The 11824-nt window shown below is 70.8% G+C and carries 11 protein-coding genes; 8 read left to right on the top strand and 3 right to left on the bottom strand.

Translation table 11 applies throughout. The annotated features are described in order from the left end of the window. Positions 1 to 24: 24 nt before the first annotated feature. Both ACIHFD_RS14635 and ACIHFD_RS14640 read right to left on the bottom strand, forming a co-directional pair. A complete protein-coding gene (locus tag ACIHFD_RS14635) occupies positions 25 to 1035 on the bottom strand; it encodes a LacI family DNA-binding transcriptional regulator (protein WP_397367282.1) in 1011 nt (336 codons plus the stop codon). Between the two features lie 29 nt (positions 1036 to 1064). Then, complete coding sequence (locus ACIHFD_RS14640; protein WP_397367284.1) at positions 1065 to 1841, bottom strand: sugar phosphate isomerase/epimerase family protein; 777 nt, start codon at positions 1839 to 1841, stop codon at positions 1065 to 1067. Positions 1842 to 2122: 281 nt separating this feature from the next. On the opposite strand from ACIHFD_RS14640, the gene ACIHFD_RS14645 reads away from it, so the two are divergent. From ACIHFD_RS14645 to ACIHFD_RS14675, 7 genes are read left to right on the top strand one after another with little or no spacing between them, the layout of a single operon-like run. Further along, complete coding sequence (locus ACIHFD_RS14645) at positions 2123 to 3574, top strand: ABC transporter substrate-binding protein (RefSeq protein ID WP_397367285.1); 1452 nt, start codon at positions 2123 to 2125, stop codon at positions 3572 to 3574. Positions 3575 to 3609: 35 nt separating this feature from the next. Beyond that, complete coding sequence (locus tag ACIHFD_RS14650; protein ID WP_397367286.1) at positions 3610 to 4614, top strand: carbohydrate ABC transporter permease; 1005 nt, start codon at positions 3610 to 3612, stop codon at positions 4612 to 4614. Continuing rightward, positions 4614 to 5468: a carbohydrate ABC transporter permease gene (locus ACIHFD_RS14655; protein WP_397367287.1), complete on the top strand. Its 855-nt coding sequence runs from the start codon at positions 4614 to 4616 to the stop codon at positions 5466 to 5468. The genes ACIHFD_RS14650 and ACIHFD_RS14655 overlap by 1 nt, the downstream gene beginning before the upstream one ends. An 8-nt stretch (positions 5469 to 5476) precedes the next feature. Beyond that, positions 5477 to 6637 carry a hypothetical protein gene (locus ACIHFD_RS14660; RefSeq protein WP_397367288.1) on the top strand — a complete coding sequence of 387 codons (1161 nt, stop codon included), beginning with the start codon at positions 5477 to 5479 and terminating at the stop codon, positions 6635 to 6637. Next, complete coding sequence (locus ACIHFD_RS14665) at positions 6631 to 7617, top strand: hydroxyacid dehydrogenase (protein ID WP_397367290.1); 987 nt, start codon at positions 6631 to 6633, stop codon at positions 7615 to 7617. Before ACIHFD_RS14660 ends, ACIHFD_RS14665 begins: the two co-directional genes overlap by 7 nt. After that, positions 7614 to 8585 carry a D-2-hydroxyacid dehydrogenase gene (locus ACIHFD_RS14670; protein ID WP_397367291.1) on the top strand — a complete coding sequence of 324 codons (972 nt, stop codon included), beginning with the start codon at positions 7614 to 7616 and terminating at the stop codon, positions 8583 to 8585. Before ACIHFD_RS14665 ends, ACIHFD_RS14670 begins: the two co-directional genes overlap by 4 nt. A 5-nt stretch (positions 8586 to 8590) precedes the next feature. After that, positions 8591 to 9718, top strand: coding sequence for a mandelate racemase/muconate lactonizing enzyme family protein (locus ACIHFD_RS14675; RefSeq protein ID WP_397367293.1), 1128 nt, complete (start codon positions 8591 to 8593; stop codon positions 9716 to 9718). Positions 9719 to 9800: 82 nt separating this feature from the next. Here ACIHFD_RS14675 and ACIHFD_RS14680 read toward each other — a convergent pair whose 3' ends face one another. Further along, on the bottom strand, positions 9801 to 10424 hold the full coding sequence (locus ACIHFD_RS14680) for a TetR/AcrR family transcriptional regulator (RefSeq protein WP_397367294.1): 624 nt from the start codon (positions 10422 to 10424) through the stop codon (positions 9801 to 9803). Between the two features lie 181 nt (positions 10425 to 10605). On the opposite strand from ACIHFD_RS14680, the gene ACIHFD_RS14685 reads away from it, so the two are divergent. After that, entirely contained in the window at positions 10606 to 11817 is a 1212-nt protein-coding gene (locus tag ACIHFD_RS14685) for a cytochrome P450 (protein WP_397367296.1), read from the top strand. The last annotated feature ends 7 nt before the right edge of the window (positions 11818 to 11824 follow it).

An 11824-nucleotide genomic window follows, 5' to 3' on the forward strand; every position in this document is an offset into this window, starting at 1 on the left:
GGTTCCCGCCGCCGGCCGCACTTGTCAACAGTGGGGCGGTGCCGTGCTGTCGCGGACGTGCAACTCCATCGGCAGGTAGACCGGCTCCCCGTCGTGCCCCTCGGTCATGAGGGCCTCCAGCATCTCGGCCGCCTGCCTGCCGAGCTGACCGCGCGGCACCGACACCGTGGTCAGGCTCGTGTGCGCCACGTGGTCCAGCGCGATGTCGTCGAACCCGACCACCGACAGGTCCTCGGGAACCCGTACCCCGAGCTCGCGCATCCGGGTCACCGCCCCCAGCGCCACCAGGTCGTTGTAGGTGGTGAGCGCGGTGGCGCCGGTGCCGGCCACGTCGGCGGCGGCGTCGTACCCGGAGCGGCTGGTGGACCCGCACGGCAGGATCGTGACGGAGATGCCGAACGCCTTGGCCGCCTCCAGCGCCCTGATCCGCTCGGCGTTGGCCCAGGACACCTCGGGCCCGCTCAGGTAGGCGACCCGGCGGTGGCCCAGCTGCGCCAGGTGGCCGCAGATCAGCATCATCCCGCCGAAGAAGTCGGCGGAGACCGCGGGCGCGGCGATGCCGGGGACGATCCGGTCGAGCAGGACGAGCGGGTGGTCCCGGGCGGTCAGCACGACCAGGTCCGAGCGCTCCAGGCGGGAGGAGCAGAGCAGCACCCCGTCGCAGCTGCGCATCAGGTCCGCGACCAGGTCGTGCTCGATCGAGGGGTCGTCGTCCGACTCCATGACCATGACGCGCCGCCCGTGGGAGCGGGCGACGGCCGAGACCGCCTTGAGCACGTCGGGGAAGTAGGGGTTGGCCAGGTTGGGGACCAGCACGCCGATGGTGCCCCACTCCCCGCGGGCCAGCCCCTGCGCCGCGGCGTTGGGCCGGTAGCCCAGCTGCCTGACCGCGTCGTGGACGCGCGCCGCCAGCGAGGGGGCGACCTTGGCCGTGCCGTTGAGCACGCGGGAGACCGTCGAGGCCGACACCCCCGCCGCCGCCCCGACGTCGCTGATCGTCACCCGGGCCGAGCGGCCCTGCCGCAGATTACGCACCCGCTCCTCCTGCCCCCGTGGAGCGCCCGTCAGCCGAGCAGCCCGCGTAGATGATCAAGATCCCGCCGTACGGCCGCCGCCGGGTCGGCCGCCGGGTAGTGGACGTGCAGCGACAGCACTCCGGCGTAGCCGCGTGCGCGCAGCCCGGGGACGATCTCCGGCCAGGGGACCACGCCTCCGTCCGCGAACGGTTGCCACTCGCACACCCAACCGTCCGCGGTGGACCGCCAGACGGCGTTCTTCACTCCCATGCAGGCCATCCGATCGCCCAGCAGGTCGACGTTGAGCGCCCATGCCTCGCTGCCCTCCTTGGCCTGGTTGCCGGGGTCGGCGTAGAAGCGCACGTCGTCCAGGTCGCCGGCGAGTGCGAGGGCGAGCGAGGCGGATGGATGGATCGTACCGTGATGCAACTGGACCGCCAGCCGCACGCCGTGCCGGGCCGCGACGGCGGCCAGGCGGGACAGCGCGGCCTGGGACTCCTCCAGCTGACGGCGGTATCCGGCGGCGGGGTCGTAGCGGAAGAAGCCCACCCGCATGAGGGGGACGCCGCTCTCGCCGCAGGCCGCGATGATCCGTTCGGCGTCCGCGTCGGCGTCGAGCAGGTCGGTGGTGACGACGTCGAGGGTGAGCCCGCGGCGTTCGAGCTCGGCGGCGACGACGGCGATGCCGCCCGGGTCGGCGGGGCTGACCGTCTGCCCCTCGCGCACGACGAGGTCGACCCCGTCGGCGCCCACCGAGGCCACGGTCTCGGCCAGCCGGGCGGGGTCGATCGGGCCGAAGGGCTTGGTGAAGGCGAGCAGGCGCACACGTACTCCCGAAGTGCTGAAAGCGCTTGTAGAGATTTTTCCGGCGCGCCGAGCTCATGATCTTATCGGCGCGCGCCGCCGAGAAGTGCCAGGAAAACCAGCATATGTCTGGCGGTACGGGTCGTCGACGGACGGGTGTCATGACCGAGCATCGATCTGAAACCGCTTTCTCACAAGTCTTGAATCGGCCTGTGACCGGGGTTACTCTCGGACCCACCTCTCGGGCAAGCGCTTACCCGATGCCCGACACCCCTCTGACCTCCGTCTCTCGGGAGGGCTTCATGAAACTCCATCGGCCCGCGATGATCACCGCGATCCTGGCCTCGCTGCTCGTGGCGGCGTGCGGCACGTCGAGCACCGGCCGCGACGGCGGCAGCGGCTCGCAGACCACGCTGCAGATCTGGGACTTCTCCGCCGAACAGGTGAACTTCCACAAGGACATCGGCGCGCAGTTCACCAAGGAACATCCCAACATCAAGATCGAGTGGCGCTCGATTACCCAGGCCGACTACATGAAGACCCTGCCCCTGGCCTTCCAGAGCAACCAGGCGCCGGACATGTTCTACTGGAACGCGACCGGGCTGTCCCAGCTGCTGGACCAGAAGTGGATCAGCCCGCTCAGCCCGGGCACCACCGTCCCCGCCGACTTCACCAAGCGCTGGCCGGACGGGTCCTTCCTGGAAGGCATCAACATGCAGGACGGGAAGACGTACGGCTTCCCGTTCTCGGAGAACCTCTACTGGGGCTCCGGCTACATGTTCCTCAACAAGCAGGTCTTCCGGCAGGCCGGGCTGGACGTCAACAGCCCGCCCAAGACCTGGACCGACCTCAAGAGCGCCTGCGCGCAGATCAAGGCCAAGACCAAGGCCGAGTGCATCGCCGCCCCCACCAAGGGCGTGGACATGCAGCGGATCTGGTTCGGGCTGATCAGCAGCGTCTCGACGGACGATTTCTTCGACTACAAGACGGGCAAGTTCGACCTGACCGAGCCCGGGCAGGTGAAGACCTTCGCCTACATCCAGGAGCTCAGCAAGGCCGGATACCTGGCGCCGGGCACCAACGACAAGAACTTCTCCCGCCAGCAGTTCGCCGCCGACCAGGCCGGCATCATGTTCGACGGCACCTGGCTGCCGAGCGTGTGGGCCAGCCAGGGCTTCGGCAGCGACAAGTACGTGGTGGCGCCGCGCCTCAACCCGGACGACGGGCAGACCGGCGCGGCCGGCCGCAAGTACGACACCAACAAGTACTGGGTCAGCTCGCAGACCAAGAACCCCGACGCCATGTGGACGTTCATCCAGTGGATGACCGACCCGAACGGCTACTTCGTCAAGCAGTACTACAAGAGCGCCTTCGGCACGCTGGCCTACGTCGACAACCAGAAGATGGTCACCGACCCGGCGCTCAAGCAGATCATGCAGATCGGCGGGCAGCCGGGCTACCGGGTCCAGCTTCCCGTGCCGCTGCTCAAGTGCCCCGACATCGCCAAGTCCAAGGCGTACGTCAACGCGCTGGCGAAGACCCCCGACGCGGAGTGGGAGGCCATGGGCGAGGCGCTGGTCAGCGGCCAGTCACTGGAGTCGGTGGGCGCCGCCATCGTCAAGCAGCGGCAGACCGCCCTGGAGGAAGCGCTCAAGCAGGAGGCGGCCAGCGGCCTGAAGGTGTCGATGGACTGCTACACCTTCCCCGACTGGGACTACACCAAGGACTACACGAAGGACATGTACAAGAACTGACCGGTCGGCGCCCCTTCTCCCTCGTGAGGACATCCATGACAACCACCGCCCCCGCCCCCGGTAGGGAGAGGGTGCCGGACAGGGACCGGACGCCCGCCGAGCGTGTGCCCGAACGCGTCGATCACTCCCGCGAGCGCGTCCGCGGCTTCGACAGGGTCTGGCTGGTCGTCTTCCTGGCCCCCTTCCTCCTGCTCTACCTCGGCTTCACCCTCTGGCCGCTGGCCGCGACGATCTACTACTCCTTCTTCGACTGGTCGGGCATCGGCCCGATCGACCAGTTCGTCGGGGCCGACAACTACGGTTCGATCCTGGTCGACCCGCTGTTCTGGCTCTCGGTGGTCAACACGCTGATCTTCGCCGTGCTGACCACCGTCATCAAGCTCCCGATCTCGCTCCTGGCGGCGATCGTGCTCACCCGCAAGTGGCTGCGCGGCAAGCGGTTCTTCCGGACCCTGTTCTTCGCGCCGCTGATCATCCCCGTCGCCATGGCGGGCCTGGTCTTCACCTACCTGCTCAACCCGTCCAACGGCGCGCTGAACGCGATCCTGCGCGACCTCGGCCTGGTCGACCAGGGGTTCGACGTGTTCGCCAACCGGTGGAGCGCGCTGCTCGTGCTCGTGCTCGTCTCCGTCTGGCAGATCTTCGGCCAGTACATGATCTACTGGATCGCGGCGCTGCAGAACGTGCCGGAGGAGGTCTACGAGGCGGCCGACATCGACGGCGCGGGCGAGTGGAAGAAGCTCACCCGCATCACGCTGCCGATGATCAGGCCGGTCGCCGTGATCATCACCCTGCTCGGCATCGTGAACGCCATGCACGTCTTCGGGCTGGTCGTCACCCTCACCGCCGGTGGGCCGGGCACCAGCACGTACGTGGTGTCCTACTTCATCTACCAGAACGCCTTCGGCTCGGTGCCGTTCGCCTACGGCTACGCCTCGGCCGCGGCGCTGCTGTTCTCCGTCATCGCCTTCGTCCTGGTCTCCGCCCAGGGCGTCGCGGTCCGCCGGGCCCAGCGGCTCAGGAAGGAGTATGGCGTCTGATGGCCACGATCAGCCAGGCCGCCCGGCGCAGCCACAGGACCCGGGCCAACCTCATCGCCCTGCCGATCCTGGTGGTCATCGGGCTCGTGTGGGTCTATCCGTTCCTGTGGACGATCTCGGCCGCGTTCAAGACCCAGGCCGGGATGTTCACCAGCGGCGCGAGCCTCATGCCCGACCAGCTGAACTTCGACAACTTCGTACGCGCCTGGGTCAACGCCGGGTTCTCCGGATACTTCTTCAACACGGTGCTCTACTCGGTCGCCTCGACCCTCGTCGAGCTGGTCAAGGCGGCTCTGTGCGGCTACGTGCTGGCCAGGTACGAGTTCCCCGGCCGCACCCTGCTCTACCGGATGATCGTGGGGACCCTGTTCATCCCGGTCGCCTCGATCATCGTCCCGCAGTTCGTGCTGATCGAGAACCTCGGCCTGCTGAACACGCGGGCCGGCGTCATCCTGGCCATGTCCGGCGGCGCGGGCGCGCTCTACGTCCTGCTGTTCGTCGGGTTCTTCTCCAGCGTCCCGAGCGACCTGTTCGAGGCGGCCAAGCTCGACGGGGCCGGCTTCATCAAGACGTTCGGCCTCATCCTGCCGCTGGCCAAACCGGTCATCGCGGTGGTGGTCATCTTCCAGTTCATCAGCAGCTGGAACGAGTTCAACATCCCGCTGGTGTTCACGCTCGGCCAGCCCGACCTGCAGAACCTCGCCGTCGGGATGCTCTCCTTCCAGGGCGAGCACGCCACCGACTGGACCGGGTTCGCCGCCGGGATGACGATCTCGTTCCTGCCGATGCTGGCGATCTTCCTGTTCTTCCAGAACTACTTCACGCGCGGCCTGGCCGGCGCCACGAAGGGGTGACAGTCCGCTTGAAGACGAGGCACGGCGCGTTCGCCTACACCTGGGACCTCGTGGGCGACCCCGCGGGGGCCGAGCGCATCGCCGGGCTCGGTGTGAGCACGGTGACCCTGCAGGCGGCCTACCACTCGGTCCGGGCCACCACCGCGTGGCATCCGCGCCACCGCATCGTGCAGGCCGATCACGCGGCGGCCTACTTCCGGCTGCGTCCCGACCGCTGGCGGGGGCGGCTCAAGCCGTACCCGCCGAGCTGGGGGGTGCCGGACGAGGACCGGTTCGGGACGGCGCTGGCCGCGCTGGCGGGGGCCGGGCTGCGGGCCGAGGCCTGGATGGTGCTCACGCACTCCTCGGTGCTGGGCCGCGAGGCGCCCGACCTGACGGTCAGGAACGCGTACGGCGAGTCCTACCCCTACGCGCTCTGCCCCGCCCAGCCCGCCGTCCACGACTACGCGCTCACCCTCGTGAGCGAGGTCTGCGAGCAGTACGACGTGCCCGCGCTGATGCTGGAGGCGTGCGGCTGGCTGGGCGCCGAGCACGCCGGCCACCACGAGAAGACCTCCGGCGCCCACCTGTCCGCCTGCGGCAGGGCCCTGCTGTCGCTCTGCCTCTGCCCGGCCTGCCGGAACGGGCTGGCGGAGCGCGGCCTGGACGTCGAGGAGCTGGCGCGCGACGTGCGCGCCGCCGTGGACGGGGAGCTCCAGCAGGGCGTCCCCGCCGGGGAGAGCCTGGGCGACGCGCTCGGCCACGAGCGCGCCCAAGCCGTCTACGACCACCGCGGCCGGGTGATCGCCGACCTGGTCCGGGACGTGGCGGTGCCGGCCGCCGGCCGCGAGCTGCTGCTCATGGCCACCGACGACCCGCAGGTCACCGGCCCCGACGTGGGGATCGACCTGGCCTCCTTCGACGCGCCGGTCGACGCGTACGTGCTCAAGTGCTGGGGCCCGGAGGAGGCGGCGTTGGCCCAGGTGAAGGCCGCGGCGAGCCGCACCGAGATCCCCCTCGTCGCCAACCTGACCGTGCTGGAGGACGGGCACGCCCGGATCCCGGCACTTGCCGCCGACCTCATCGCAGGGGGAGCGCGGCAGCTACGTTACTACCACGCCGGGTTGGGCTCGCCTGCCCGCCTGGCCAGCGTGCGGGCGGCGGCTCGCGTGAAGGAGAGGCAATGCTGAACGGGCTGTACGTGATGGACCCGAACCGCTTCGACGACGTCTACGGCCCCCAGGCCAGGGAGGCGATCGAGCGGCACCTGACCATCGCCTCGCCCCTGCTCACCGCCGACCGGATCACCCCGGACGTGCTCGCCGATCTCGACGTGCTGGTGACCGGGTGGGGGGCGCCCAAGCTGGACGCCGACCTGCTCGCCGCCGCGCCCAAGCTCTCGCTGGTGCTGTACGGCGCGGGCTCCATCAAGCCGATGGTCACCCCGGAGATGTGGGCGAGGGGAGTGCGGGTCACCTCGGCGGCCACGGCCAACGCCGAGCCGGTCGCCGAGTTCGCGCTCTCGCAGATCCTGTACGCGCTCAAGCACGGCTGGCGCTACGTGCTGGCCGCGCGCGCCGCCGCGGCCACCGCCCCGCGCGGGCCCGAGATCGGGGCCTACGACGCGGTGGTCGGCCTGGTCTCGCTCGGCGCCACGGGCCGGGCCACGGCGCGGCTGCTCGCCCATCACCACCTCGACGTGCAGGCCTACGACCCGTACGCCGACCCGGCGCAGGCGGCGGAGCTCGGCGTGCGTCTCGTCGGCCTGAAGGAGCTGTTCGCCACCTCCGACGTGGTCAGCCTGCACTCGCCGCTCACCCCCGAGACGCAGCGCCTGGTCGGCACCGAGCTGCTGGAGTCGATGAAGCCCGACGCCACCCTGATCAACACGGCGCGCGGCGCCCTCGTCGACGAGGCCGCGCTCGTGGACGTGCTGAGCCGGCGGACCGACCTGTTCGCGGTCCTCGACGTCACCGAGCCGGAGCCGCCCGTCGCCGGGTCGCCGCTGTTCACGATGCCCAACATCGTCGTCACCCCGCACGTGGCGGGCAGCCTGGGCTTCGAGCGGCGCCGCCACGGGCAGGCGATGGCCGAGGAGCTGGCCCGCTACATCGCGGGAGAGCCGCTGCTGTACGAGATCACCGAGTCCGGGCTGGCGAGGAGGGCGTGAGCCCAGCCACCCTGGTGCTGCTGCCGCCGCACGATCCGGCCACCGCGGGCTGGCGGGCCCGGCTGGAGCAGGCGGTGCCGGAGCTCGTCGTGCTCCAGCCGGAGACCCAGGAGGAGGCGGCGCGGGCGCTGGCGGAGGCCGACGCCGCCTACGGCACGCTGCCCGCGGACCTGCTGGCGCACGCCGGACGGCTGCGCTGGCTGCAGGCCCCGCAGGCCGGGCCGCCTCCGGGCTTCTACCATCCGGCCCTGGTCGCGCACCCCGTGCAGGTCACCAACATGCGCGACACCTACACCGACCACGTGGCCGCGCACGCGCTGGCGCTCGTGCTCGCGCTGGCCAGGGGCCTGCCCAGGTACGCCCGCGAACAGGCCCGCGCGCGCTGGGCGCCCGACTGGGACCCCGGCGCCGTGCTGTCCATGGGCGAGGCCACCGCCCTGGTGGTGGGGGTGGGTGCGGTCGGGGCCGAGGTCGGCAGGTTGCTGGCGGCGTTCGGCACCAGGGTGGTGGGCGTGGACGCCCGGCGCGGCGGCCCCGTGCCGGGCTTCGCCGAGGTGCTGCCGGCCGACGCCCTCGACCGGCGGCTTCCCGAGGCGGACCTGGTCATCCTGACCGTTCCGCACACCCCGGCCACCGAGGGCCTGCTGGACGCGCGGCGGCTGGCGCTGGCCAAGCCCGGGGCGTACGTCGTCAACATCGGCCGCGGGCCCATCGTGCGGCTCGACGACCTGACGGCCGCCCTGGCCGAAGGGCGCCTGGCCGGCGCGGCCCTGGACGTCTTCGAGACCGAACCGCTGCCCGCCGATCACCCGCTCTGGCGGCGTCCGGACGTGCTCATCACCCCGCACGTGGGAGGCGTGGGGCCGCACGGCGACGAGCGGCGCTTCGCCGTACTGCTGGAGAACGCCCGGCGCTTCGTGGCCGGACGCGAACTGATCAATCTGGTCGACAAGTCCGAATGGTACTGAATCACGTGAACCGGATAGCACGCGTCGAGACCTTCACCGTGGGCCTGCCCTCGCTGCGCGACTTCGCCGTGGCGGGCGGGTCCGTCGTCCAGGGCGGCCGCCCGGCGGTCAGAGTCCTGGTGAAGGTCACCGCCGACGACGGGGCCATCGGGTGGGGCGAGGCCACCCCGATCCCCTCCTGGACGTACGAGACCACCGAGTCCATCGTCTCCACCATCGAGAACTACCTGGCCCCGACGGCCGTCGGGCGCCCGCTGTGGGACCTGGACGGGCTCTGCCGTGCCTTCGACCGTACGATCAGCAAGGGCTTCTCGATCGGCATGCCGCTGGCGCGCGCGGCGGTCGACGTGGCCTGCCACGACGCCTACGCCCGCAGCCTCGGCCTGTCCCTCGGCGAGCTGTGGGGCCGGCGCAGGCGCGACACCATCGAGCTGGCCTGGATCGTGGCCACCGAGTCGGCCGCCGTGGCCGCGGACTCGGTGGCCGAGGGCCGCGCGCTGGGCTACCGCCACGTCAAGGTCAAGGTCGGCCTGCACACCGAGGACGAGGACGTGGCCATCGTGGAGGCCGTGCGCGCCGCGGCTCCCGACGCCGTGCTCTGGGTGGACGCCAACCAGGGTTACACGGCCGCCGTCGCGCTCCGGGTGGCCCGTCGCCTGACCGACCTGGACGTGGCCGTCTTCGAGCAGCCGCTGCCGTCCAACGACGTCGCCGGCCTGCGCCGCCTGCGTGACGCCAGTCCCATCCCGGTGGCCGTGGACGAGAGCCTGCGCCATCCGAGCGACCTGGCGACGTTCGTCCGGCTCGACGCCATCGACGTCGCGGTCGCCAAGGTGCAGCGCTGCGGCGGGCTGACCCTGGCGTTGCGGCAGTGCCAGCTCGCCGAGGACTGCGGCCTGGCGATCATGGGCTCCGGCCTCACCGAGTCCGACATCGGGCTGGCGGCCTCGCTCCACCTGTTCGCGGCGTTCGGCGTGGACACGCCGGTGGACCTCAACGGCCGGCAGTTCATCACCAGCCCGTACGCCACGGATCCGGTCATCACGGTCACCGACGGCGTCGCCCAGGTGCCCACCGGCCCGGGCCTGGGGATCGGAGTGGACGAGGAGGTCGTCCGCGCGCTCGCTCTGTGAGCAGGCGTTCACGCGATCGCCTTGAGATCCCGGCCGGCGTGAGCACCAGGCACTGTAACGCGGGAGCGTGTCCCCCTGAGGGTCAGGCCGTCGAGGCCGGCTCGGGTGGCGACGTGGCGGGGGCCGGGCGGCGTGGTGCCCGCAGCCCGAGCGCGCGCCGGCCGGCCTCGACGAGTTGCCGGAGCAGGACGTCGTCGTCGACGTGGACCAGGGCCGGCCTGGCCGCGGAGGCGATGCCGGCCAGCACGATGGTGGCGTTGACGTAGCCGGCCGGGCCGGGCGTGATGTCGGCGAGGATGGCCAGCTGGCGGTTGATCAGGTCGCTGGACTCCGGCTGGCCGCGCAGCAGGTCGATCGCTCCGGGATCGGTGGCGAGGACGGCGACCACGGCCCGGTGCTCCACGGCCAGGGTGGCGTAGGCGGTGAGCAGGTGCTCGGCCCGCGCGTGGGGCGTACGTTTCGTCTCGGCCGATTCGATGCCCGCCCGCAGCTGGCGCAGCGCCGGTTCGACCACCGCGCTGAGCAACTCCTCGCGGGTGCGGAAGTGGTGGTAGACGGCGGCCTTGGTGATGCCCATCTCGTCGGCGATCATCTGGAGCGACGTGCCCGCGAAGCTGTGCCGGGCGAACAGGCGAACCGCGACGTCGATGAGGCGCTGCCGGGTGTCCGGCGCTACGGACCCCTTCCGGGCGGTTCTCGCTGTCACGTCTGCTCCTTCTCTCCTGTGGTCTGCCCGGATTCTAGCTTGCCGATCGGCAAGCATCAAACCTGCCGACCGGCAAGTGATTTACCTCACAATGCCTGGTTTGCTACTTGCCGATCGGCTAGGAATTAGCTTGCCGATCGGCTAGGTCGGCACTTGTCGTGCAGGACCGAAGGAGAGACCTATGGCCGACGCTCCCGGGTACCCGATGCCCAGGGACAGCCGCTGCCCGTTCCACCCACCGGCGGACGTGCGGCGGCTGACCGCCGAGGAACCCGTCTCCAAGGTGCGGATCTGGGACGGCAGCACGCCGTGGCTGATCACCCGGCACGCCGACCAGCGGGCGCTGATGAACGATCCGCGCCTCAGCATCGACGAGAAACTGCCCGGGTTCCCGCACATGACCCGAGGCCGGGCGGAGGCCGCGAAGGTCACCCCGGCGCTGATCACCAACACCGACGCGCCCGAACACACCCGCCTGCGCCGGATGGTCAACGCCCCGTTCACCGTCAAGCGGGTCGAGGCCCTGCGCCCGGCCATCCAGAAGATCACCGACGACCTGATCGACGCCATGCTGGCCGGGCCGCGGCCCGCCGATCTCGTCACCGCGCTGGGCCTGCCCGTGCCGACGCTGGTGATCAGCGAACTGCTGGGCGTGCCGTACGAGGAGAGCGCGTTCTTCCACCGCAACAGCACCGTCGCGGTCAGCCACAGCGCGTCGGAGCAGGAGGCACAGGAGGCGGGCGCCGCGCTCTTCGGCTATCTCGACGGCCTGCTGGGCCAGAAGATGACCGCTCCCGCCGACGACATGCTGTCGGAGCTGGCCGCCCGGATCAAGGCCGGCGAGATGACCCGCGCCGAGGCCGTCACCATGGGCGTGGCCGTGCTGATCGCCGGACACGAGACCAGCGCGAGCATGATCTCCCTCGGCACGCTGCTCCTGCTGCAGAACCCTGACCAGCTCGCCGTGCTGCGCGACATCGACGACCCGAAGGTGATCGCGAACGCGGTCGAAGAGCTCCTGCGCTACCTGACGATCGTGCACACCGGGGTCCGGCGGATCGCCCTGGAGGACATCGAGCTCGGCGGCCAGGTCATCCGGGCCGGGGACGGCATCGTCTTCGACGTGTCCGCCGCGAACTGGGACGCCGGCACGTTCCCCGAGCCCGAGCGGCTCGACCTGGGCCGGGCCGCGCGCCATCACCAGGCGTTCGGGTACGGGCCGCACCAGTGTCTAGGCCAGTCGCTGGCCCGCGTGGAACTCCAGGTCGTCTACGGCACGCTCTACCGCCGCGTGCCGACACTCCGCCTGGCAGTGCCGGTGGACGAGGTCCCGTTCGCATTCGAGGGCATCGCCTACGGCCTGCGTTCTCTGCCCGTCACCTGGCTCGGTTGATCAAGGA

The sequence above is a fragment of the Nonomuraea sp. NPDC051941 genome, assembly GCF_044593615.1.

Excerpts from the sequence above, each read along its gene's own strand:
- ACIHFD_RS14645 (WP_397367285.1), top strand. The coding sequence starts at position 2,123 with ATGAAACTCCATCGGCCCGCGATGATCACCGCGATCCTGGCCTCGCTG.
- ACIHFD_RS14650 (WP_397367286.1), top strand. The coding sequence starts at position 3,610 with ATGACAACCACCGCCCCCGCCCCCGGTAGGGAGAGGGTGCCGGACAGG.
- ACIHFD_RS14655 (WP_397367287.1), top strand. The coding sequence starts at position 4,614 with ATGGCCACGATCAGCCAGGCCGCCCGGCGCAGCCACAGGACCCGGGCC.
- ACIHFD_RS14665 (WP_397367290.1), top strand. The coding sequence starts at position 6,631 with ATGCTGAACGGGCTGTACGTGATGGACCCGAACCGCTTCGACGACGTC.
- ACIHFD_RS14685 (WP_397367296.1), top strand. The coding sequence starts at position 10,606 with ATGGCCGACGCTCCCGGGTACCCGATGCCCAGGGACAGCCGCTGCCCG.